At 70.5% G+C, this 20,511-nt stretch carries 24 protein-coding genes; 11 read left to right on the forward strand and 13 right to left on the reverse strand.

All coding sequences use genetic code 11. The annotated features are described in order from the left end of the window. Positions 1-11: 11 nt before the first annotated feature. The 3 genes from pyk to F6X53_RS18060 all read right to left on the reverse strand — a co-directional run bounded on the left by pyk (position 12) and on the right by F6X53_RS18060 (position 3,382). Positions 12-1,448: a pyruvate kinase gene (pyk, locus tag F6X53_RS18050; protein WP_151001582.1), complete on the reverse strand. Its 1,437-nt coding sequence runs from the start codon at positions 1,446-1,448 to the stop codon at positions 12-14. A gap of 166 nt (positions 1,449-1,614) precedes the next feature. Continuing rightward, positions 1,615-1,968: a DUF1036 domain-containing protein gene (locus tag F6X53_RS18055; RefSeq protein WP_238296110.1), complete on the reverse strand. Its 354-nt coding sequence runs from the start codon at positions 1,966-1,968 to the stop codon at positions 1,615-1,617. 94 nt (positions 1,969-2,062) lie between these two features. Then, positions 2,063-3,382 carry a glycerate kinase type-2 family protein gene (locus tag F6X53_RS18060; RefSeq protein WP_151001584.1) on the reverse strand — a complete coding sequence of 440 codons (1,320 nt, stop codon included), beginning with the start codon at positions 3,380-3,382 and terminating at the stop codon, positions 2,063-2,065. 169 nt (positions 3,383-3,551) lie between these two features. Between F6X53_RS18060 and F6X53_RS18065 the strand changes: the two genes are divergently transcribed. From F6X53_RS18065 to F6X53_RS18075, 3 genes are all read left to right on the forward strand, one after another. After that, entirely contained in the window at positions 3,552-4,304 is a 753-nt protein-coding gene (locus F6X53_RS18065; protein ID WP_151001585.1) for an N-formylglutamate amidohydrolase, read from the forward strand. A gap of 95 nt (positions 4,305-4,399) precedes the next feature. Beyond that, on the forward strand, positions 4,400-4,708 hold the full coding sequence (locus F6X53_RS18070; RefSeq protein ID WP_151001586.1) for a DUF1244 domain-containing protein: 309 nt from the start codon (positions 4,400-4,402) through the stop codon (positions 4,706-4,708). Between the two features lie 94 nt (positions 4,709-4,802). Then, positions 4,803-5,069, forward strand: coding sequence for a DUF2312 domain-containing protein (locus F6X53_RS18075; RefSeq protein WP_151001587.1), 267 nt, complete (start codon positions 4,803-4,805; stop codon positions 5,067-5,069). Positions 5,070-5,106: 37 nt separating this feature from the next. Here F6X53_RS18075 and F6X53_RS18080 read toward each other — a convergent pair whose 3' ends face one another. Beyond that, on the reverse strand, positions 5,107-5,580 hold the full coding sequence (locus tag F6X53_RS18080) for a MarR family winged helix-turn-helix transcriptional regulator (protein WP_151001588.1): 474 nt from the start codon (positions 5,578-5,580) through the stop codon (positions 5,107-5,109). Between the two features lie 272 nt (positions 5,581-5,852). Between F6X53_RS18080 and F6X53_RS18085 the strand changes: the two genes are divergently transcribed. Beyond that, complete coding sequence (locus F6X53_RS18085) at positions 5,853-6,632, forward strand: DUF1499 domain-containing protein (protein ID WP_151001589.1); 780 nt, start codon at positions 5,853-5,855, stop codon at positions 6,630-6,632. A gap of 34 nt (positions 6,633-6,666) precedes the next feature. On the opposite strand, the gene F6X53_RS18090 is transcribed toward F6X53_RS18085, so the two are convergent. The 3 genes from F6X53_RS18090 to F6X53_RS32475 all read right to left on the reverse strand — a co-directional run bounded on the left by F6X53_RS18090 (position 6,667) and on the right by F6X53_RS32475 (position 9,233). Continuing rightward, positions 6,667-7,629, reverse strand: a complete 963-nt coding sequence (locus F6X53_RS18090; RefSeq protein WP_151001590.1) for an MBL fold metallo-hydrolase — start codon at positions 7,627-7,629, stop codon at positions 6,667-6,669. A gap of 130 nt (positions 7,630-7,759) precedes the next feature. Then, the gene (locus F6X53_RS18095) at positions 7,760-8,746 is read right to left on the reverse strand and encodes a DUF2865 domain-containing protein (RefSeq protein WP_151001591.1); all 987 of its coding nucleotides are present in this window, start codon (positions 8,744-8,746) and stop codon (positions 7,760-7,762) included. A 316-nt stretch (positions 8,747-9,062) separates the two neighbouring features. Next, positions 9,063-9,233 (reverse strand): hypothetical protein, encoded by a 171-nt coding sequence (locus F6X53_RS32475; RefSeq protein WP_191970886.1) that lies wholly within the window; start codon positions 9,231-9,233, stop codon positions 9,063-9,065. 288 nt (positions 9,234-9,521) lie between these two features. On the opposite strand from F6X53_RS32475, the gene F6X53_RS18100 reads away from it, so the two are divergent. After that, on the forward strand, positions 9,522-9,698 hold the full coding sequence (locus tag F6X53_RS18100) for a DUF1328 domain-containing protein (RefSeq protein ID WP_003599466.1): 177 nt from the start codon (positions 9,522-9,524) through the stop codon (positions 9,696-9,698). 87 nt (positions 9,699-9,785) lie between these two features. On the opposite strand, the gene F6X53_RS18105 is transcribed toward F6X53_RS18100, so the two are convergent. Then, entirely contained in the window at positions 9,786-10,040 is a 255-nt protein-coding gene (locus F6X53_RS18105) for a NepR family anti-sigma factor (RefSeq protein WP_151001592.1), read from the reverse strand. A gap of 179 nt (positions 10,041-10,219) precedes the next feature. Here F6X53_RS18105 and F6X53_RS18110 point away from each other — a divergent pair, with 179 nt between their 5' ends. Together F6X53_RS18110 and F6X53_RS18115 are read left to right on the forward strand one after the other, a co-directional pair. Then, entirely contained in the window at positions 10,220-11,023 is an 804-nt protein-coding gene (locus F6X53_RS18110; protein WP_151001593.1) for a response regulator, read from the forward strand. 505 nt (positions 11,024-11,528) lie between these two features. Continuing rightward, the gene (locus tag F6X53_RS18115; RefSeq protein WP_238296097.1) at positions 11,529-11,876 is read left to right on the forward strand and encodes a hypothetical protein; all 348 of its coding nucleotides are present in this window, start codon (positions 11,529-11,531) and stop codon (positions 11,874-11,876) included. A 176-nt stretch (positions 11,877-12,052) separates the two neighbouring features. On the opposite strand, the gene F6X53_RS18120 is transcribed toward F6X53_RS18115, so the two are convergent. From F6X53_RS18120 to F6X53_RS18130, 3 genes are read right to left on the reverse strand one after another with little or no spacing between them, the layout of a single operon-like run. Further along, a complete protein-coding gene (locus F6X53_RS18120; protein WP_147027425.1) occupies positions 12,053-12,247 on the reverse strand; it encodes a con-10 family general stress protein in 195 nt (64 codons plus the stop codon). Beyond that, a complete protein-coding gene (locus F6X53_RS33855; protein WP_191970888.1) occupies positions 12,247-12,579 on the reverse strand; it encodes a hypothetical protein in 333 nt (110 codons plus the stop codon). The genes F6X53_RS18120 and F6X53_RS33855 overlap by 1 nt, the downstream gene beginning before the upstream one ends. Positions 12,580-12,627: 48 nt before the next feature. Then, on the reverse strand, positions 12,628-13,437 hold the full coding sequence (locus tag F6X53_RS18130) for a thioredoxin domain-containing protein (protein ID WP_238296100.1): 810 nt from the start codon (positions 13,435-13,437) through the stop codon (positions 12,628-12,630). 197 nt (positions 13,438-13,634) lie between these two features. Between F6X53_RS18130 and F6X53_RS18135 the strand changes: the two genes are divergently transcribed. Then, positions 13,635-14,078 (forward strand): cyclic nucleotide-binding domain-containing protein, encoded by a 444-nt coding sequence (locus F6X53_RS18135; RefSeq protein ID WP_151001596.1) that lies wholly within the window; start codon positions 13,635-13,637, stop codon positions 14,076-14,078. Between the two features lie 44 nt (positions 14,079-14,122). Here the strand turns inward: F6X53_RS18135 and F6X53_RS18140 are convergent, their stop codons facing one another. After that, positions 14,123-14,566 (reverse strand): VOC family protein, encoded by a 444-nt coding sequence (locus tag F6X53_RS18140; protein WP_151001631.1) that lies wholly within the window; start codon positions 14,564-14,566, stop codon positions 14,123-14,125. 218 nt (positions 14,567-14,784) lie between these two features. Here F6X53_RS18140 and F6X53_RS18145 point away from each other — a divergent pair, with 218 nt between their 5' ends. Then, positions 14,785-15,438: a L,D-transpeptidase gene (locus F6X53_RS18145; protein ID WP_151001597.1), complete on the forward strand. Its 654-nt coding sequence runs from the start codon at positions 14,785-14,787 to the stop codon at positions 15,436-15,438. Between the two features lie 67 nt (positions 15,439-15,505). Here the strand turns inward: F6X53_RS18145 and F6X53_RS18150 are convergent, their stop codons facing one another. Continuing rightward, complete coding sequence (locus F6X53_RS18150; protein ID WP_151001598.1) at positions 15,506-16,717, reverse strand: GGDEF domain-containing protein; 1,212 nt, start codon at positions 16,715-16,717, stop codon at positions 15,506-15,508. Positions 16,718-16,969: 252 nt separating this feature from the next. On the opposite strand from F6X53_RS18150, the gene F6X53_RS18155 reads away from it, so the two are divergent. Both F6X53_RS18155 and ppdK read left to right on the forward strand, forming a co-directional pair. After that, complete coding sequence (locus tag F6X53_RS18155) at positions 16,970-17,122, forward strand: DUF3096 domain-containing protein (protein ID WP_151001599.1); 153 nt, start codon at positions 16,970-16,972, stop codon at positions 17,120-17,122. 496 nt (positions 17,123-17,618) lie between these two features. Further along, on the forward strand, positions 17,619-20,312 hold the full coding sequence (gene ppdK / locus F6X53_RS18160; RefSeq protein WP_151001600.1) for a pyruvate, phosphate dikinase: 2,694 nt from the start codon (positions 17,619-17,621) through the stop codon (positions 20,310-20,312). Positions 20,313-20,511 lie beyond the last annotated feature (199 nt).

Raw genomic sequence — 20,511 nt, forward strand, 5'->3', positions numbered from 1 at the left:
GGGGCGAAGCCTCAGGCCTTGGCGGCGTGTTCGCGGGTGATGAAGGCGATGCGCACGAGGTTGGTGGCCCCGGGCGTTCCGAAGGGGACGCCCGCCACCACGATCACCCGGTCGCCGATCTCGGCGAAGCGCTCGCGCACGGCGAATTTCGCCGCCCGGAACGCCATGTCGTCGACGTCGCTCGCGTCGTTGGTGACGATCGGGTGCGTGCCCCAGGCCATGGCGAGGCGGCGCGCCGTCTCGCGCTTCGGCGTCAGGGCGATCACGCTGGCATTCGGGCGTGAGCGCGCGAGGCGCAAGGCCGTCGAGCCCGAATGCGTCCAGGCCATGATGGCGTTGAGACCGAGCGCATCGACCATCTGGTGGGCGGCGGCCGCGATGGCGTCGGCCGCGGTGGCCTCGGGATCCGAGCGCTGGGCGGTCAGGATCGTCCAGTAGAGGGCGTCCTTCTCGACCTGCTCGGCGATGCGGCTCATGGTCGAGATCGCCTCGATCGGGAAGGCGCCGGACGCGCTCTCGGCCGAGAGCATCACGGCATCCGCGCCCTCGTAGACGGCGGTCGCCACGTCCGAGACCTCGGCGCGGGTCGGGACGGGCGCCGTGATCATCGATTCGAGCATCTGCGTCGCGACGACCACGGGCTTGCCGAGGCGGCGGGCGCCGCGGGTGATGCGCTTCTGGACGCCGGGCACCTGTTCGAGGGGCATCTCGACGCCGAGATCGCCGCGCGCGACCATCAGGCCGTCCGAGACCTCCATGATCTCGTCGAGGCGGGTCAGCGCCTGCGGCTTCTCGATCTTGGCCATCACCAGGGCGCGCCCGGCACAGACCTTCTTGACCTCCGCGACGTCCTCAGGTCGCTGCACGAAGGAGACGGCGATCCAGTCGGCACCGGCATTGAGGCCGGCCTCGAGGTCCGAGCGGTCCTTCTCGGTCATCGCCGGCATCGGGATGACGGTGTGGGGCAGGGAGACGCCCTTGCGGTTCGAGATGCGGCCGCCGACCTCGACGCGGGTCACGGCGCGGCCCTCGCTCACCTCCGTCACGGTGAGGCGCAGCTTGCCGTCATCGATGATGACGGAATGGCCGGGCTCCAGCGCCGAGAGGATCTCGGGATGGGGCAGGTAGACCCGGTTCACGTCGCCGGGGGTCTGATCGCTGTCGAAGGCGAAGCTCGCGCCGTTCTCCAGCATGGCGCTGCCCTCCGCGAAGGCACCGACGCGCAGCTTCGGGCCCTGCAGGTCGACCAGGATCGCGATCGGGCGCTTGGCCTCGCGCTCGATGGCGCGGATCACCTCGATCTTCTCGGGCAGCCGCTCGCGGGGCAGGTGGCTCATGTTGAGGCGGAAGACGTCGGCGCCGGCATGGAACAGCTTCGCGATCATCTCCGGGGTGTCGGAAGCCGGCCCCAGAGTGGCGACGATCTTCGTGCGGCGTGAGCGTTTCAATCCGGCCTCCATCAGGCAGCGCGAAGCCCGCCGAATTCATCATTGTCCGGCTTTCGGGGCGCGCGGCCACAAGCACCGGCAGGGCGGCCACGTCAAGCGCGGAGCGCGCGCGGCCACGGTTTCGAGGGGGTGGGGTGCAGCCCGCGCACGGCCCGCCGGGCCGGCCTCAGGGCTGCGGCGCGCCGGGCTGGCTCGGGTCCGTGAGCTGGATCGTCCAGCTCTTCTGCTCGCCGGTATCGACCTCGAAGAAGCCGTTGCGGTCGTAGCCGCGGGCGAGGCAATCCTCGACGCCACGGATCGTGAACTCGGAATCCTTGGTGCACATCAGCGAGCGCCCGCTCCACTCGCCGCCGCGCGTGTAGTCCACCGCGAAGACGTAGTAGAAGCGGGCCGCGAGCGCCCCCTTGAGCAGGGTCTCGCAGGCCTTCGGGGTGAGATCCCACCAGCCCTCCGTGACCCAGCCCTGCGGGTCCCGGTAGCCGAGCGCGATGCCGACCTTGCTGGGCGTGAGGTTGCACATGCGCAGATCCGCGCGGGCCGGCACGGGCGCGAGCCCGAACCCGAGGACCAGCGCGGTCGCGAGGGCGTTTCGAAAGGGGGCGAGGGACAAGCGCCTATCCGACGAGGATGATGCGGCAATCGTTGACATTGGTGCGGGTCGGGCCGGGCCGGACGAGATCGCCGATGCTCTCGAAGAAGCGGGTCGAGTCGTTATCGGCGAGCATCGCGGCCGGATCGAGGCCGGCGGCGCGGGCGCGCGCCAGCGTCGTCGGGTCGACGAGGCCGCCGGCTGGGTCGGTGGCCTCGCCGCGGCCCCCATCGGTGCCGTCGGTATCGGCCGCGATGCCGGCGATCCCGGCCTCGCCGTCGAGCGCGATGGCGAGCGCCAGGGCGTATTCCTGGTTCGGACCGCCCTCGCCCTCTCCCCGGATGGTGACGGTGAGCTCGCCGCCCGAGATGAGCGCCGCCTTGCGGCCGGCGGCCTTGATCTCGCGGGCGAGGCGCGCGTGCTCGGCCGCCACCTCGCGGGCCTCGCCTTCGAGGTCGGAGCCGAGCATCACCACCTCGTAGCCGGCGCCCCGGGCCGCGGCCGCGGCGGCCTCCAGCGCGTCGATCGGCCGGGCGATGATGCGGTACTCCGCCCGCGCGAAGGCGGGGTCGCCGGCCTTCGGGGTCTCGTTGGCGGGGTTGTTGAGGAGCACGCGCGCGGCATCGGGCAGCGGGATGCCGCGCCGCTCGCAGATGGCGCGCGCATCCGCCAGCGTCGAGGGATCGGGCACGGTCGGGCCCGAGGCGATCACGGCCGGGTCGTCGAAGGGCACGTCGGAGATCGCGAGCGTCAGGAGCGAGCGGGCGTTCCGGGCCGCCACCGCGAGCCGGCCGCCCTTGATGCGCGAGATGTGCTTGCGCACGGTGTTGATCTCGCCGATCGGCGCGCCCGAGCGCAGCAGCGCCTTGGTGATGGCCTGCTTCTCGGGCAGCGTCAGGTCGCCCGCGGGCGCGATCCAGTTGGCGGAGCCGCCGCCGGAGAGGAGCACCAGCACCTCGTCCTCGGGGCCGGCCTGCCCGGCGATGCGCAGGGCCTCCTTGGTGGCCTCGATGCCGGCGGCGTCGGGCACCGGATGGCCGGCCTCGACCATGCGGATGCCGGGCGCGTCCTGACCGTAGCCGTGGCGGGCCACCGCGAGGCCGACGATGCGGTCCTCCCCGAGCCCGTGCTGCTCGCGGTAGAATTGGCTCGCCACCGCCGCCATGCTGCCGCCGGCCTTGCCGGCGCCGAGGATGATGAGGCGACCCGGGCTCGGCGGGGGCAGGTGCGCGGGGAGGCACTTGACCGGGTGGGCCGCCGCGATGGCCTCGTCGAGGAAGCCGGTGAGCAGCGTCCGCAGGGCGTTGGCCTGCGCGTCCTGAACGGCGGGAGGGTTGGCGGTCATGCGGGCTTCCTCGGGCGTCCTGTCCTGTCTGTCGTGCGTCCTCGCCTTCGCGCCCGCCTGAGCGAGGGGAGGGCGACGGGCCGGATTGTTGCCGTGAGCGCACGATCCTTGATACGTGCTCTGCCCGAGCCTCGACGCATCGGCAAGCTTGAAACGAACCGGATCCCGCATGGCCGCCTCGCACCCGCCCCATCCCGTCGAGACGGTTCCGGGCAATCCGGCCCTCGGGATGCTGATCCTCTGCGACCACGCCTCGAACTTCGTGCCCGAGGATCTCGACCTCGGGGTGGCCGAGGCCGAGTTCGCCCGCCACATCGCCTACGACATCGGCGCGGCCGGAGTGACGCGCCGGCTCGCGGCCGCACTCGGCGTCCCGGCGATCCTGACCCGGTTCTCCCGGCTCATCATCGACCCGAACCGCGGCCGCGCCGACCCGACCCTGGTGATGCGCTTGTCGGACGGGGCGGTGGTGCCCGGCAATGCCCGCATCGACGAGGCCGGCAGGGCCGAGCGCATCGCCCGCTTCTACGACCCCTACGACCGGGCGATCGAGGCCGGGGTCGCGGCCGGCGAGGCGGCCGGCGCCCCCCCCGCCATCGTGACGATCCACAGCTTCACGCCGTATTGGCGCGGCGTCGCCCGGCCCTGGCAGGTCGGCATCCTGTACGACCGGGACGACCGCCTCAGCGCCCCCCTGATCGCGGGCCTGCGCGCCGACCCGGCCGGGCTCACCGTCGGCGACAACGAGCCCTATGGCGGCGGCCTGCCCGGAGACACGATCGACCGGCACGCCATGGCGCGGAAGCTGCCGAACGCCCTCGTGGAGATCCGGCAGGATCTGATTGCCGGCGAGGCGGGTCAGGCCGCCTGGGCGCAACGGTTCGCGCGGCTTCTGCGGCCCCACCTGGCACGCGCCGCTTGACGCGGCCGGCGCGAGCCCTGACCTCAAGCCGACCGGATGTCTTAAACCTGCAGAGATGTCCCGCGCCTGCGGACCGTCCCTCAGAGGAGCATGTCATGAGTGAGATCGATGCCAACACCCAGACCGAACTCGAGGCCGCGGTCTTCCGGCGCCTCGTCGCGCATCTGCGCAACCGCACCGACGTGCAGAACATCGATCTGATGAATCTCGCGGGCTTCTGCCGCAACTGCCTGTCGAACTGGCTCAAGGACGCCGCCGACGCGCGCGGCCTGCCGCTCACCAAGGACGAGAGCCGCGAGCAGGTCTACGGCATGCCCTATGCGGAGTGGAAGGCGCAGCATCAGGCCGAGGCGAGCCCCGAGCAGCAGGCCGCCTTCACCAAGGCGCAGGCCGAGCCCCATTGAGGCGCCGGTCCAGGATAATCTCCCGGTAAGGTTGCTGGATTACGAAACCGGTCAGGGCGCATCGCACGGTGCGCATGCTCACGAGGAAATCACCATGGCCGCCTCCGCCGCCCCCGCCGTCGACCCATCCTCGGTCGCGGCCGACCAGCTGAAGAGCTTCATCGAGCGCATCGAGCGCCTGGAGGAGGAGAAGGCGGGCCTCGCGGGCGACATCAAGGACGTCTATGCCGAGGCCAAGGGCAACGGCTTCGACACCAAGGCCCTGCGCAAGATCGTGTCGCTGCGCAAGAAGGACCATGCCGAGCGCCAGGAGGAGGAGGCGATCCTCGAGCTCTACATGCAGGCTCTCGGAATGGCGTAGCTCCAGGATGGCGTAAAAGCCCCGGCGCCGCGCTCCCTCAGCCCCGGCTCGCTTGCGCGTCCTCGCGCGCGAAACCCCGCCATTGCAGCACCAGCCGCTCGAAGGCCGCGATGTCGCGCGGGTCGAGGCGCCCCAGGGTGCGGGCCACGTAGGCTTCCTGCGCGGCGATCCCGCGCGAGGCGAGATCGGTCCCGGCCGGGGTCAGGTGCAGCGCGTGGGAGCGGCGGTCGCCCGGGATCGCGCGGCGCTCGACGAGCCCGGCCTCGACCAGGCGGTCGATCAGGCCCGAGACGTTCCCCTTGGTCACGTAAAGGCGCGCGGCCAGTTCCTGCTGGGTCAGGCCCTCGCGCTCGGTCAGGGTCGAGAGCACGTCGAATTGCGGGATCGAGAGCCCGATCTCGCGCAGCTCCGCGCCGACGGCGGCGGAGACCCGCCGGTTCAGGCGGATGAAGCGGAACCAGACCCGGAGCGGATCGACGGGTTCGGCCCCCGGGCTCGGCTCAGGAGACATGACGGGCAGGGGGTGTGGCTGGCGGACGCGACATCGTGGAGCGAGCCTATAGCAGACCTGCGGCGCCGGGGCATGGGCGACGCACGACGCAACTGTGGGTCGCGGGTGCTACGCGGGGAAGGCCGGCCAAGCGGGTGCCCAAGAGGCCTCTTGCGGCAACGCGGCGGGGCAGGCAGGCGGGGCGCTTGGCTGGCCTCCCGCGGCCTGGCGCTGTAAAGCTTGGCCCGCGCCCCGCACCGCCTCGACCGCAGCCCGGACAAGTCAATCGTTTCATGCGTCGTCTGCTCATCGAGGAACCCGTCACGCGCGCCGGCGCGCTCTCGCGCCGCTTCGCCTTGTTCGCCCTCCTAGTCACCCTCATCGCCCTCCTGCTGGTGCGCGATCCGCGGGCCGAGACCGGGCCGGCGCTGGCGACGCTCGGGGCCGGGCTCGTCATCGCGATCCTGGCGGTCGCGCTCGCGGGCTTCGCCTTCGTGCGGGTCTGGCGCGAGGGCGCGCGCGGCCTCGGCGCAGCTCTCGGCGGCCTCTTCATCGCGACCCTGGTTCTCGCCTATCCGGCCTATGCGGGCCTGCGCGGTCTTCGTCTCCCGGCTCTAACGGATGTCACCACCGACACCGAGAACCCGCCGGCCTTCTCGCACTCGCGGATCGCCTTCGCGGCCCGCGACGGGCGCTACCCGCCCGATCCCGGCGCGAGTGCCCGCGAGAAGCAGCGCGCCGCTTATCCGCAGATCGCGCCCCTCACCCTCGACATCGATGCGGACCAGGCCTTCGAACTCGCCCGCAAGGCCGCGGTGAACCGGCGCTGGCAGATCGTCGAGGCGATCCGCCCGGGTGGGCGCATCGGCAACGGCCGCATCGAGGCGGTGTCCCGCGGCTTTCTCCTGAACCTGCCCGACGACGTCACGGTGCGGGTGCGCCCCCGTGCCGACGGCGCCCGCGTGGACGTGCGCTCGGCCTCCCGCCTCGGCCCCCGCGATCTCGGCGCCAATGCCGACCGGATCCGGGCCTATCTCGACGAAGTCGCCAACCTCGCCATCGCGGTGAAGTAGGCGCGCTCAGGCGAAGGCGGCGAACCAGGCGGGCTCAGGCGGAGGCCGTCCCTGGCCGGTAGAGCCCGTCGAGCCGCGCCGGCCCCTCGGTGAGAACGAGGCCGCGCTCGACGAGGTCCTCGAGATGGGCGAAGACCGAGAGCGCGGCGGCCCCGATCAGGGCCGGGTTCAGCCCCTGATAGATCGCCCCGACGATGCTGCGGATGTCGGCATCGCCGGCCGCGATCCGGCCGCGGATCGCGCTCTCGCGCTGGCGCCGGTGGGCCGCGAGGCCGCGCACGAAGCGGCGCGGGTCGCGCACCGGCCCGCCATGGCCCGGCCAGTAGATCCGCTCGCTGCGCTCCCGGAGCTTGTCGAGGGAATCCAGGTAGGCGCGCATCGAGCCGTCCGGCGGCGCCACGATGGTGGTGGACCACGCCATCACGTGGTCGCCCGAGAACAGCGCCTCCTCCTCCGGCAACGCGAAGGCGAGATGGTTCATGGTGTGGCCGGGGGTCTCGATCGCCACGAGGGTCCAGCCCGGCCCGGCCACCCGATCCCCTTCGCGCAGGACGCGGTCGGGGTCGTGGGCGCGGTCGGCGCTGGCGTCCAGGATCGGCACTTCCCCCTCGGTGAGGGAGCGCGCGGCCCGGTGCGGGCCGCAGCCGACGATCGGGGCGCCCGTGCGGGCCGCGAGGCGGCGGGCGCCGGGCGAGTGGTCGCGATGGGTATGGGTGACTACGATGGCCTCGATCGTCTCGCCCGCGAGATCGGCCAGGAGGGCCTCGAAGTGACCGGATTCCTCAGGCCCCGGATCGATCACCGCGACGCGGCCATGCCCGACCACGTAGCTGCAGGTGCCGCTCGCCGTGAAGGGGCTGCCATTCGGCGCGATCCGGCGGCGAATCAGGGGCGTGAGAGTCTCCATCACGCCAGGCGCGGGGGCCGCCACGTCGAAGGCCGGCTCGGCCGCGGCATCGCCGTCCGACGAACCGGCTTCGTCCTTCAACGCGCTCATGCCATTCACCCCTCGGCTCGCGGAAATCCCCGGACGCCTGCGCAGACCGGACCCGTGACGCGGGCCGGCCTACGCCATTGCAGGATGCGCGACAACGTAAGGGCGCCCGGAGAGGCGCGAACGACCGGCCTCAGGGGGTGAAGGGGGAGGGGGCCACGATCCGGACCGGCGCGAAGCCGCCCGTCCCGGCGCGGTCCGTGCCCTGGAAGCCGGGGCCCGCCGCCACGCGGATGATGCCGGGCCGGTCGGCGGCGCGCATCGCACGGCGGAAGGCGCGGGCATCGGCCTCCCGGCGCAGGGCGCCGACCTTGTCCTCGATGGCGCGGCTCTGCGCCCGGGACAGGTCGCGGGCTTTGCGGAAATCGACCATCGCCACGGCGCCGGGCCGGATCCGCGTGACGACGCCGGCACTCTCCTCGGTGGCGACCACGTCGCCCCGGCGGAGCGTCAGGTCCTTCGCCAGCGCCAGGGGCGGCTGACCGTCGGCGGATTGGCAGGAGCAATCCGCGACCCGCTTCTGCCGGTAGACATTGGCCAGGGCGAAGGCACGATAGGGCTGCCCCTTCAGGCTCACGGCGCGGTCGAGGTCGATCTCACCGGCCGGCAGGGTGTAGAGGCTGGTCGCGGCGTTCGGGCAGGCGGCCGCGCAGGCGGCCTCGTGCACCGGCAGGTCGCGGCGCGCGGCGAGATTGCCGAGGGGGAACAGAAAGCCGTCGCAGCTGCGCACGCAGACGGTCCGCGTCCCCAGTGCGATATCGGCGCGGTCTGGCCCGCGCCGGAACTCGGCCCGCCGCCGGAGCGGGCGCAGTGCCGGCCGCTCGGCGAAGCGGCGGGGCGTCTGGGCGACGGGGCGCGTGGCATGGATGCGGCGCGCATCGGGCAGGTTGGCGTAGCGCAGGGGCTGGCGCGGGACGACCTGGGCCGCCGGGGGCGGAGGAGCACGAAAAATCTGTTCGAGGAAGTTGAACAGCCCGTCGCGCTCGGAGGCCTGGACGAGGCTCGTGCCGATGGTGACGCCGCCGATCCCCAGGATGAGACCGGCAAGCGCCGTCCCGACCATCTGCCGCCGGGTCCCGCCCGACGCCATGAACCGGCGCCACTGCACGCTGATCGTCATCCCGCCCCCCGACCGTCGCCCGCCCGGCCCAAGCTCCGCATCCTGCGAGCGGTCAGCAGAGCGGCCAATTTATCCAGCGACGATTGTCAGCTGCAGAACTAAGCCAGGTTAGGCCCGAGGGACAATTGCGGAAGACCACGGATGTGGCAGAAAACCCGGGAAAGCACTCAATAGACGCGCCGATCGACTGCGCGTCCGACCCGGATTGCCACAGCGTCGGTCATGCTTCCACGAAAAAAGCCGCCCATCCGGGCGGCTTGCGGTCGATCATCGGAACGGACCCTGCGCGCCGGGAGATGCCCGGCGAGAGCCTGGCCTAGCGGCGCCCGTGCTGCGGCTGGCTGCGGACCCGTACGGGGACGAGTTGCGGGCGGGGGGCCGGAAGCGTGCCTTCGAGAAGCCGGTCGACGCCCTTCATGGCGGCCTCGGCAGCAGCGACGGCTGCTTCGGTGAAACGCTTGGCAATCGCGGCGGCTGTGTCTCTCATCGCAGAACTCACGTTCAGGGGATGGCAACGAACGCGGCGCCGGCCCGGACTGTTCCGGGCACCGCGATCGATCAGACGCATGTGGGATGCCATGGCGGCCAGCGAAAGGCCGGAGGCGATGGGTCGCACTACGCGGGTGGATCGGGCCTGGACCGGGATCGATCCGAATGTCCCCAGGGTCCTGAACACATGGCGAGACTCTAGAGGAACCGAACTGAAACCTTGACGTTATTGCCATCAGAAGGTGACGGCTAAGCGCGCACCACTGTCTTTAAGAGGATCACGCCAATGCTCGGTTGGGCCGTAACGTTTCTTGTGGTGGCCCTCGTGGCTGCTCTGCTCGGCTTCGGCGGCATCGCCGGCACGGCAATGGAAGCTGCCAAGCTGGTATTCTTCGTCGCCATCGTCCTGTTCGCGATCTCGGCCGTCATCGGCCTGATGCGGGGCCGCTCGCCCACTCTCTGACCGGCGGGCCCTTGAGGCCCGCGCGCGGAAAGGCCGCCCTGCCACACCGGCGAGGCGGCCTTTTCCTATCCACCGAGGCCGAGACCCTCAGGCCTTGTCGGCGTCGGCGGCGTCGAGTTTCAGGATGAGATCCCGAAAGCGGTCGGGGACCGGCTGCTGCACGATGGAATCATACATGGCGCGCAGATGCGTGCCGAGGCGTCTCTGCGTCAGGTCGCTCAATCCATGTCCGGGCTCGGCCGGGACCGCGTCTCTGTCGGGACCGTTGCCGCGAGCCTGCCCGTGCGCAGGTCGCATCCGCTCTTCCGAGCGGAGGCCGCCGGCCTTCCTGTCGTCCGTCATTCACAGGTCCCCTCGATGCCGGCCGTCGGCACCACCGCGATTGTTTTGCGGCTTGACATACGTCATGGCTGCAGCAGCAACGCCGTGCCACACAAACGGTTCCGCCGCTCCGGAACGGAGTCGGGCGATCCGCGTTGGGGCGGAAGCTACCAGAAGAACGGCTAGGCCCAGGGGATCTAATGTCGACATCTCAACTCGTCGTGCAGCATCTGCCGTATCTGCGCCGCTACGCGCGCGCATTGACCGGCAGCCAGGTGGCCGGCGATGCCTACGTGGCCGCAACCCTCGAGACGCTGGTGAACGAGCCCGAGACGCTCGGGCGCAGCGCGAACGTGAAGGCCGACCTGTTTCGCGTGTTCACGAGCATCTGGAACTCGCTCTCGGTGAACGGCCAGAGCGATCAGGTTCAGCATGATCTGCCGGCGGAAGTGCGCCTCGGTCAGATCACCCCGCTTCCGCGCCAGGCCTTCCTGCTCTCCTGCCTGGAAGGCTTCTCGGAGGAGGACGCCGCCATCATCCTCGATGTCGACGTCTCGGAAGTCCGCGACCTCGTGGACGAGGCCGGCCGCGAACTCGCCGCCGACATGGCGACCGACATCCTCATCATCGAGGACGAGCCGCTGATCGCCATGGATCTCGAAGCCCTGGTGGAAGGCCTCGGCCACAACGTGATCGGCGTCGCCCGCACCCGCACCGAGGCCATCAAGATCGCGTCGGAGGGCAAGCGCCCAGGCCTGATCCTGGCCGATATCCAGCTCGCCGACGGCTCCTCGGGCCTCGACGCCGTCAACGACCTGCTGAAGACCTTCGAGGTTCCGGTGATCTTCATCACCGCCTATCCGGAGCGCTTCCTCACGGGCGAGCGGCCGGAGCCGGCCTTCCTCATCGCCAAGCCCTTCCAGCCGGCCAACGTCTCGGCGGTGATCAGCCAAGCGCTGTTCTTCCAGCAGAGCGCCCGCCGCCGCGAGGCCAAGACCGCCTGACGCGGCGGCCTCTCGCGAGGCCTCGTCAACCGCGCCGCCCGGTCCCCGGGGCGGCGAGCCCGACACGGCTCAAGCCCCCTGCGCTCCGCGCCGGGGGTTTTTTCGCGCACAGGTCCATCGCTGGCGGCGCGCGCCCAACGGCGGCAGGCACAATCCGGGCATGAAAAAACGGGCCGGATGAAATCCGACCCGTTGAGAGGTTCCGGCCGATGCACAAGGGGAATGCGGGGAGGACCAGGTGGCCGGGTGTCATGCTAACGGGCGGCGCCCCCTGGGGTTCCGCTCCTGCCCGTTTTTAACAATCCTGCGGTTTTTCTGCCACAGGCTGGCCTGTGAATCGCGGTGGAAGGCCGGCGCCGGCGCCGCGCAATGCACGGTCGAATACAGTTCCTTAAGGAAGCGTGACAGTCGAGGAACCGAACTCGCGCAGCAAGCGTTGTCCCGACATCCTGTCAAGCTCCCATGGGAGATCACGACGATGCTTCGGTCTGGCTTGATTCTCGGCATGAGTGGACCGGCTGCCATCCTGACGATTCTCGTCCAGCCCGTGGTGCGGCAGACCGCCGACGAGTGGACGCCTCCCCTGGCGATCTCGATCCCGGCCACCGCCTCGATCGCGCCGGCGCCCCTGCCGGGCATGCGCCCGGTCTCGCTGGCCCTGAGCCCGACACGGGTCGCGGCGGTCGCCCGCCCGAGCGAGCGGCCCGCCGCCGTCGCCAACCAGCCGACCTCCGACGTGAACGAGAAGTCGCCGCTGAAGCCGCGTCGCATGCGCGAGGGCTGCGAGGGGGCGCTCAGCTCGCTCGTCGGGCCGGAGGCGCGCCGCATGGTCCCGGGCCGCTGCATCTCCTGATCGATTGAGCGCCCGCCCTACATCGCGGGCGCCACCGAAGCGCGATCCTCCGACGACACCCTCGAACGACGAAACCCTCCCGCGCGAGCCGGAGGGTTTCGTCGTTGGGGAGACCGGGACGGCCTCGCGGGGGGCGGTGGCGTAGCCCCGGGGCCGGGGCACGCCACCCTCCGCTCTTACTCTGCGCCGCCGCGTCCCGTGCCGGTCGATTGGCCACCCTTGCGGCCGGCGGACGAGGCCAGTTCGCGGTCCTGCGAGAACGACCGCTTCTCGGCCGGAACGCTGCGTCCGCCCTTGCTGGCGATTTCGCGCTGGCGTTCGAGATCCATGGACGCGAAACCTCGCTTCGAGGTTGAATTTCCAGATGCCATCAGCGCCTCCTCAGGCTTTGTCTCACACCCGGAACAACCTTCACCAATAACCGAAGGTTCCTCTGCTCAGCCTGCGTCACGAAATCGGCAACCTCGCGGGCGACGATGCGTTGTGCGGGCAGTTGAACGATCCCGATCGTGCGATCGCGGACCGAAGCGAGGGACCGGACCATGACGAATCGCGAGATGGCCAGGGGTGCGGCGGCAGGGGCCGCTCGGGCGCCGCAGCCGAACACGCAGCCCTTGCCGCCGATGCCGGCACCCGAAGACAGCGCCACGCCGACGACCGACGTGGAGCCGATCGACTCGCCCCAACCCAATGCGAGCGTCAAGCGCGATCCGCCGGCCCCCGGCCGCCCGGGCCTCGCGACGGAGCGGGATTAGGGCGCGAGGCGCGGCCTGCGGCTGAGATAGAGGATCAGGAGAGCCAGCGCGATCACGGTCGCGCCCGCCGCGACGCTCAGGATGCGCTGGATTAGCGGCGTGTAGATGCCGCGGGCGGCGTCGAACCCGTAGCACAGGAGGGCGAGGCGGTCGCCGAGGCCACCGACGCGCCCCTCGCTCGCCTCCACCATTGCGAGGCGCAGGTCGCGCCCGTTAAGGGCCAGCGGCGAGAGGATGCGGGCCACCCGCCCCTCTGGGGTGAGGAGCAGGGCCGCGGCCGGATGCGCGATGCTGTCCGTCCCAGGGTCGCGGACGAAGCCGTATCCGAGGGCCCCGGTGAGCCTGCGCACCGCCGCCTCGTCGCCCACGAGGGCGCTCACCCGGCCCGCGATGGCGGGAAGGTTGAGATCCTGGTCGAGCATGTGCCGGGCCGCCGCCGCGTCGTCGCGCGGATCGAGGCCCACCAGGACGAGGCTGTAATCGCGCCCGGCCGCCAGCCCGGTGGCGGCGAGCGCATCGCCGGACATCGACAGCATCGGGTCGCAGACATTGCCGCAGGTGTAATCGACGGGCAGCAACAGGGTCGGGCGCCCGCCGATCGCCTCGACGAGGCGCAGGCTTCGTCCCCGGGTCGCGTCCAGGAAGACGAGATCGAGGGGGACGCGCGCCTGCGGGCCCGGCGCGACGGCGACGCGGGCAAGCTCCGCCTGGGTCAGACGGGCCGCCGCCGGGTCGGCCCGGAGGATGGCGAGCCCGAGGACCACGGACGCGAGGGCGGCGCGCAGGAGGAGACGTGCGTCGGGCACCGGAAACCTCCTGCGTCCTCGTCTCGGGGGCCCTGCCGGCCCACCGCACGGCTTGCCCGATCGGGCGCGGCAGGGCAGCCCGTCACAGCGACGCAGGTCCGGGAGGCTGGACAAGGCGTGCGAGACCCGCATGGTGCAGGCTCCCACCGTCACCGGCCGGCCTCGCGCCCCGGCGCGATCCGTTTCGGAGTCCAGCCATGACCCTCGACACCGAGGTTACGTCCCTCAGACAGGTGCCGCTGTTCCGGGAAGTCGAGCCCTCGCGGCTCAAGCTCCTGGCCTTCACGAGCGAGCGCGTGCATTTCGAGCCCGGGCAGCGCTTCTTCGCCCGCGGCGACGTGGCGGACGCGGCCTACCTGATCCTCGAGGGCAGCGCGGCGGTCTCGATCGAGGGGCCGCAGGGGCCGTTCCGGCTGGCGCTGCTCGGGGCGAACGCGCTGGTGGGCGAGATGGGCATCCTGGCCGACCAGCCGCGCTCCGCCACCGTGACGGCCGAGACCGCCACGACCGCCCTGCGCATCGACCGCGGCGTGTTCCTGGAGCTGCTCGCCCAATTCCCCCAGATCGGCATCGCGGTCATGCGCGAACTCGCCCTGCGCCTCGAACAGACCAACCAGGCCCTGGCGCAGAGCCGCGTCTGATCCGCGCCGGCCGCGCCGCCGCGAGGCGCATAGGCACGGGCCGGTCACGTCGGCGGATAGGTGATGAATTCCATCAGCGACCCGTCCGGATCGCGGAAATAGACGCTCACGCCCTCGCCGGCGGCGCCGTGGCGCTGGACCGGCCCGCGCTCGACCGGGACGCCGTGCAGGGCGAGGTGGGTCATCGCCGACTCGATCGTCCCGGACCAGCGGAAGCAGAGATCGCTGTTGCCGGGCATCACTGGCTTGGCGGCGACAGGCTCGCCCACCTGTCCGGGCCCGTGCACGTTCAGTTGAACGCCGCCGAAGCGATAGACGAAGCCCCGCCGCAGCGGGATCGCCTCGGCCCCGAGCACATCGCGGTAGAAGGCGGTGGAGCGCTCCCAATCCGAGACGTGGATGACGCAATGGTCGAGATGGATCGCGGGGCGAAGCTCGGCCTCCGGCCCCTCCACGGCATCGCTCGGCAAGGTCTGCGTATCGGCCATGGTCACCCCGGATTCGGCTCTCTCCCCAGGCCAGATAGGGCGGCGGGGAGGTTCCAGCGAGGCATGGTCCTGTGCCCTACCGTCCTGCCCGAAATGCTCTCAAATGCACGGCGCGCACGCGGCCTGATGGGCGCTTACCGCTCGGATGCGGCCCAAAAGTCACACAGAAACCAGGCCCGAGAGGGTAGTCAGGGCCTCAGATCACGACGAACCAGCCGATGGTGAGGACCATGAACATCCGCCGGATCCTGATCGCCGCGATGCTCATCGCGCCGCTCGCCGCCTGCAACCAGCGAGGCCCCGTCACGGTGGCCGCCGACGATGATTCGGCCTGGTACATCGGCACGATGCCGGACAAGCCCTACGACGTGCCCCTCGTGGACAAGTCGCGCCTCGATCCGAAGTATCGCCGCCAGGTCGTGAGCTATACCGGGCCCGAGCGGCCGGGCACCATCGTGGTGAACATCGACAAGCGCCAGCTCGCCCTGGTTCAGGAGGACGGCACCGCGGTCCAGTACGGCGTCGGCGTCGGCAAGCTCGGCTTCTCCTGGAAGGGCGAGGCCCGCGTCGGGCGCAAGGGCGTCTGGCCCGATTGGAGCCCCACCACCACCATGGTGTCGCTCAACCCGGATCTTCCGCGCACCCGCAAGGGTGGCGTCGACAACCCCCTCGGGGCCCGCGCCCTCTATCTCTATCAGGGCAATCGCGACATCCTGTTCCGCATCCACGGCACCAACGAGCCCTGGAGCATCGGCGAGCAGATGTCGTCCGGCTGCATCCGCATGCTCAACGAGGACATCGTCGATCTCTACGAGCGGGTGCCGGTCGGCGCGGCGGTCCTGGTCAAGCGCAACGGCAAGTACAGGGCCTGACGACAGGGCCTCGCTCCGGGGAAGCCCGGCAAAGCGCGGCCGGGGCCCGCCTCAGGGCTTGTCCACCTCAGGAGGCAAGCGCCAGCGCCTCCTGTCGGCCCTGGAGCGCCGTGCCCGATCCGGATGAACCGATCACGCGGTTGCGGCCCGCCGCCTTGGCCCGGTAGAGATTCGCGTCGGCCTCCAGGACGACGCGCTGAGGGTCTCCGTCGCCGCCCGGACGCGCGAGGGCGACCCCGACGCTCAGCGTCAGGATCGGGCCAGCGAGGCTCGCCGCGTGCGGGATCGCCAAGGCCTCGACGGCCGCGCGGATCCGCTCGCCGCAATCCTGCGCGCTGGCCGCGTCCTCACCCGGGCAGACGACCATGAATTCCTCGCCGCCGTAGCGGCCGGCGACGCCCTGCGCCAGCGGGACATTGTCCCGGATGGCCTGCGCGACGCTGCGCAGGGCCATGTCGCCTCCGCCGTGCCCGTACCGGTCGTTGAAGGCCTTGAAGCAATCCACGTCGAGGAGCAGCACGGCCCCGCCGGATTTCGGCAGCGACGCCAGCGCGCCGTCGAGGCCCCGGCGGTTCAGGAGGCCGGTCAGCGGGTCGAGCCGGACGAGGCGATCGAGTTCGGCGAGGCGCATCGTATCGAGGAGGCCGAACAGGTAAGCGTTCCGCTCGGCGCGTTCGGCCCGGCGGTTGGCCATGAGCATCAGGAGTGCGGAGAACGTCACCAGCGCGTTCGCGGAGACGCGAAGCTCCAGGGGGATCTCGGCGCAGATCATGACCGTGGCGAGGTGCAGCACGACCACCGCCGCACTCGCCGCCGCCGTGTAGGCGAACCGGACCTGCTGGACGATGCCGAGGAACAACAGGACCTCGACCATGCTGAAATGCAGGAAGATCCGCCCGAACGAGCGGCTGAGATAGGTCAGCACCAGCAGGCTGACGGCGATCATGACGCTGATGGCGACCTGGGCGAATTCGCGCAGCCAGGGCGGCGGCATCCGGTACTCGATGCGGACCACCAGGAGGGCGACCGGTCCGACGACGAGGAGGTGGATCAGGACGGAAGCGACGATCACGTCCGGGATGATCATCCAATCCGCCAGCATCAGGCACTCGTACAGGATCAGGGCGATGATCCCGGTCCGGTTGAGTTCGCGGCAGCGCCCCGCGCCCGTGCGCGCCTCGAAGATCGCCTCGATCCGGGGCGGAAACGTCAGGGACCGGCCGCGGCGGGCGATCAGGGCCGCAATCTCGGTTGCGGAGATGGAGTGATCCTGGGCCACGCGCGACACCTCAGGGCGGTCGAGTGGTGATTCTACGACCCAGATCCCTCGGAAAGGTTAAGTCCGAGCTGGCTCTCAACAGTCTTTTCCAGTCAAGTTGCGGATCAATACTTTCAAACCCTTGGGTTGTATTTGCTGATTCGGCCTCATCGCCTCGGGAAAAGCCGGCATGCTGCCCGCCCGGTGTCGCGCGGCGCGGTGCGGCGAGAAACGCCTTGAACCGCCCCGCATGCGCCCGCTATGGCGATGCCCATGACGATCACCATCGCCAAGCTCCAGCCCATCCTCGCCATCGCGGCCGGCGTCCTGATCCTGCTTCGGCCTCAGCTCCTGCACTACATCGTGGCCGCCTACCTGATCCTCGTCGGGCTGATCGGCCTCGGGGTGTTCCGCGCCCTCACCTGACGCCGCGGCCTCTCCCGGCGCATCGCCGCCCGGCGGATCCTCCGTGGCAGGAGCCGGCCCACGATCGGGATTGCGTGCCCGCACCCGGCAATCTTTTCGCACCTGCAGCAATCCGGGTGGCCAGGGCGCCTCGCAGATCCAGGCCGAAGAGAGGGGCGACGCCGCGAATCGGCCCATGCGGAGCCGGCGACTCCGCCCGGCCCGCTGCCTGCCCGGGCCCGCGATCTGACATTTGACCCTGAGGCTCACCGGCTGCGCGCGGATCCGCACGCCGGTGATTGGCCTTGCGCGGAACGGCGCTCTATCTTGAACCGCTCAGGGCCGCGCTTGCGCCGTGCCATCGCGGACGGAACCGTGGCGGTGACGGGAGGCAGGGCGCGCCGAGATCCGCGATGTGCGCAGCTGTGCCGTTCATCTTGCATTGCGGAATCAGATGGTCCAACCCGCCACGATGAGATCGGGGCTGTCACACACCTGCAAACTGGACGGAATCGATATGGCGACCGACGGCGCGACGAAGTGGGTTTACTCCTTCGGTGACGGCAAGGCCGAGGGCAAATCCTCGATGCGCAACCTGCTCGGCGGCAAAGGGGCGAACCTTGCCGAGATGTCGAATCTCGGGCTGCCGGTGCCGCCGGGCTTCACCATCACCACCGAGGTGTGCACCTATTATTACGATCACGGCAAGCAGTTCCCGCCGGAGCTGAAGGATCAGGTCGCCGCAGCCCTCGCGCAGGTCGGCGGGCTGGCGGGCAAGACCTTCGGGGACGCGAAGGCGCCACTCCTCGTCTCGGTCCGCTCGGGCGCCCGCGCCTCGATGCCCGGCATGATGGACACCGTGCTCAATCTCGGCCTCAACGACGAGACCGTCGAGGCCCTCGCGGCGGGCGCGGGCGACCCGCGCTTCGCCTACGATTCCTACCGCCGCTTCATCACCATGTACTCGAACGTCGTGCTCGGCGTGGAGCACCATGCCTTCGAGGAGGCCCTGGAGCACTACAAGGAGGGCAAGGGCATCACCCTCGACACCGAGCTCGGCGCCGAGGACTGGAAGCAGCTCGTCACCAAGTACAAGGCGATCGTGCGCGACGAGCACGGCTCGGATTTCCCGCAGGCGCCGGAGGACCAGCTCTGGGGCGCCATCAGCGCCGTGTTCGATTCCTGGATGATCCCGCGCGCCAAGAAGTACCGTGAGCTGAACGGCATTCCGGAGAGCTGGGGCACGGCGGTCAACGTGCAGGCCATGGTCTTCGGCAATATGGGCGACACCTCGGCCACCGGCGTCGCCTTCACCCGCAACCCCTCCACCGGCGAGAGCGCGCTCTACGGCGAGTTCCTGATCAACGCCCAGGGCGAGGACGTGGTGGCGGGCATCCGCACGCCCCAGGACATCACCGAGAAGGCCCGCATCGAGGCGAAATCCGACAAGCCCTCCATGGAGCGGGCGATGCCGGAGAGCTTCGCCGAGCTGACGCGGATCTACGGCATCCTTGAGAAGCACTACCGCGACATGCAGGACATGGAGTTCACCATCGAGAGCGGAAAGCTCTGGATGCTCCAGACCCGCAACGGCAAGCGCACCGCCAAGGCCGCGCTCCGCATCGCGGTCGACCTCACGAATGAGGCGCTGATCACCCGCGAGGAGGCGATCGGCCGCGTCGAGCCCGGCGCCCTCGACCAGCTCCTGCACCCGACGATCGACCCCAAGGCCGAGCGCAAGGTGATCGCCTCCGGCCTGCCCGCCTCGCCGGGCGCGGCGACGGGCGAGATCGTGTTCAATTCCGAGGATGCGGAGGCCGCCAAGAAGGCCGAGCGCAAATGCATCCTCGTGCGCATCGAGACCTCGCCCGAGGACATCCACGGCATGCATGCCTCGGAGGGCATCCTCACCACCCGCGGCGGCATGACCAGCCACGCGGCCGTGGTCGCCCGCGGCATGGGCAAGCCCTGCGTCTCCGGCGTCGGCTCGATCCGGATCGACTACAAGGCCCGGACCCTCTCGGTCGGGGGCGTCACCCTCAAGGCCGGCGACCGCATCACCATCGACGGCTCCACCGGCCAGGTGCTCCAGGGCGAGGTGAAGATGCTCGAGCCCGAGCTCTCGGGCGATTTCGCCACCCTGATGGGCTGGGCCGACGAGGTCCGCAGCATGAAGGTGCGCGCCAACGCCGACACCCCGACGGATGCCCGCGCGGCGCGCAATTTCGGCGCCGAGGGCATCGGCCTCTGCCGCACCGAGCACATGTTCTTCGAGGGCGACCGGATCGTGGCCGTGCGCGAGATGATCCTCGCGGACGACGCGGAGGGGCGGCGCGCGGCTCTGGCCAAGATCCTGCCCTACCAGCGCCAGGACTTCGTGGAGCTGTTCACGATCATGTCGGGCCTGCCCGTCACGATCCGCCTGCTCGACCCGCCGCTGCACGAGTTCCTGCCCCACACCGACGCGGAGGTGACCGAGGTCGCCCAGAGCACCGGCGTCTCGGAGGACAAGCTGCGCCGGCGCATGACCGAGCTCAGCGAGTTCAACCCGATGCTGGGCTTCCGCGGCTGCCGCCTCGCCATCGCCTTCCCGGAGATCGCCGAGATGCAGGCCCGCGCCATCTTCGAGGCGGCCGTGCAGGCGGCCGAGGAGACCGGCGCGCCGGTGACGCCCGAGGTGATGGTGCCGCTGGTCTTCACGCGGGCCGAGTTCGACATCGTCAAGGCCCGCATCGACGCCATGGCGAAGGCGGTCTCGCAGGAGAAGGGCGCCACCCTCGACTATCAGGTCGGCACGATGATCGAGCTGCCCCGCGCCGCCCTGAAGGCCGGGGAGATCGCCGAGACGGCCGAGTTCTTCTCCTTCGGCACCAACGACCTGACCCAGACCGCGCTCGGCATCTCGCGCGACGACGCCGCCACCTTCCTGGGGCCCTATACCCAGAAGGGAATCCTGGCCGCCGACCCGTTCGTGACCATCGACCAGGAGGGCGTCGGCGAGCTCGTCCGCATCGGCGTCGAGCGCGGGCGCAAGACCCGGGCGGACCTGAAGCTCGGCATCTGCGGCGAGCATGGCGGCGACCCGGCCTCGATCGGGTTCTGCCAGGAAGTCGGCCTCGACTACGTCTCCTGTTCGCCCTACCGGGTGCCGATCGCGCGGCTCGCCGCCGCCCAGGCGGCCCTGCAGGCGAAGGGGACCGGCAAGGCCTGAAGCACGCGCTCGCGCGGCTCCGGAAACGCTCCGGGGCCGTTCGCGGCGGCGGATCGGGGCGGCCTCAACCGTTCGTCAACCGTGTGCCAAAGTACCTGCGGGAAAATTCCCCGACGCCGTCGAACCCATGTCGGAACGGCACGTTAGCTGCTAATGGCGGACCGGCGCGCGTGGGCGCTTCCCGGTCCGTCCGGGCGCC

This window comes from Methylobacterium soli (assembly GCF_008806385.1).
Taxonomy (GTDB): domain Bacteria; phylum Pseudomonadota; class Alphaproteobacteria; order Rhizobiales; family Beijerinckiaceae; genus Methylobacterium; species Methylobacterium soli.

What these genes read in the sequence shown, in the direction of transcription:
- F6X53_RS18055 (WP_238296110.1), bottom strand. Translation starts at nt 1,968, where the DNA reads ATGTGCAACCTCACGCCCAGCAAGGTCGGCATCGCGCTCGGCTACCGG.
- F6X53_RS18060 (WP_151001584.1), bottom strand. Translation starts at nt 3,382, where the DNA reads ATGACCGCCAACCCTCCCGCCGTTCAGGACGCGCAGGCCAACGCCCTG.
- F6X53_RS18065 (WP_151001585.1), top strand. Translation starts at nt 3,552, where the DNA reads ATGGCCGCCTCGCACCCGCCCCATCCCGTCGAGACGGTTCCGGGCAAT.
- F6X53_RS18070 (WP_151001586.1), top strand. Translation starts at nt 4,400, where the DNA reads ATGAGTGAGATCGATGCCAACACCCAGACCGAACTCGAGGCCGCGGTC.
- F6X53_RS18075 (WP_151001587.1), top strand. Translation starts at nt 4,803, where the DNA reads ATGGCCGCCTCCGCCGCCCCCGCCGTCGACCCATCCTCGGTCGCGGCC.
- F6X53_RS18080 (WP_151001588.1), bottom strand. Translation starts at nt 5,580, where the DNA reads ATGTCTCCTGAGCCGAGCCCGGGGGCCGAACCCGTCGATCCGCTCCGG.
- F6X53_RS18085 (WP_151001589.1), top strand. Translation starts at nt 5,853, where the DNA reads ATGCGTCGTCTGCTCATCGAGGAACCCGTCACGCGCGCCGGCGCGCTC.
- F6X53_RS18090 (WP_151001590.1), bottom strand. Translation starts at nt 7,629, where the DNA reads ATGAGCGCGTTGAAGGACGAAGCCGGTTCGTCGGACGGCGATGCCGCG.
- F6X53_RS18095 (WP_151001591.1), bottom strand. Translation starts at nt 8,746, where the DNA reads ATGACGATCAGCGTGCAGTGGCGCCGGTTCATGGCGTCGGGCGGGACC.
- F6X53_RS32475 (WP_191970886.1), bottom strand. Translation starts at nt 9,233, where the DNA reads ATGAGAGACACAGCCGCCGCGATTGCCAAGCGTTTCACCGAAGCAGCC.
- F6X53_RS18100 (WP_003599466.1), top strand. Translation starts at nt 9,522, where the DNA reads ATGCTCGGTTGGGCCGTAACGTTTCTTGTGGTGGCCCTCGTGGCTGCT.
- F6X53_RS18105 (WP_151001592.1), bottom strand. Translation starts at nt 10,040, where the DNA reads ATGACGGACGACAGGAAGGCCGGCGGCCTCCGCTCGGAAGAGCGGATG.
- F6X53_RS18110 (WP_151001593.1), top strand. Translation starts at nt 10,220, where the DNA reads ATGTCGACATCTCAACTCGTCGTGCAGCATCTGCCGTATCTGCGCCGC.
- F6X53_RS18115 (WP_238296097.1), top strand. Translation starts at nt 11,529, where the DNA reads ATGAGTGGACCGGCTGCCATCCTGACGATTCTCGTCCAGCCCGTGGTG.
- F6X53_RS18120 (WP_147027425.1), bottom strand. Translation starts at nt 12,247, where the DNA reads ATGGCATCTGGAAATTCAACCTCGAAGCGAGGTTTCGCGTCCATGGAT.
- F6X53_RS18135 (WP_151001596.1), top strand. Translation starts at nt 13,635, where the DNA reads ATGACCCTCGACACCGAGGTTACGTCCCTCAGACAGGTGCCGCTGTTC.
- F6X53_RS18140 (WP_151001631.1), bottom strand. Translation starts at nt 14,566, where the DNA reads ATGGCCGATACGCAGACCTTGCCGAGCGATGCCGTGGAGGGGCCGGAG.
- F6X53_RS18145 (WP_151001597.1), top strand. Translation starts at nt 14,785, where the DNA reads ATGGTGAGGACCATGAACATCCGCCGGATCCTGATCGCCGCGATGCTC.
- F6X53_RS18155 (WP_151001599.1), top strand. Translation starts at nt 16,970, where the DNA reads ATGACGATCACCATCGCCAAGCTCCAGCCCATCCTCGCCATCGCGGCC.
- ppdK (WP_151001600.1), top strand. Translation starts at nt 17,619, where the DNA reads ATGGCGACCGACGGCGCGACGAAGTGGGTTTACTCCTTCGGTGACGGC.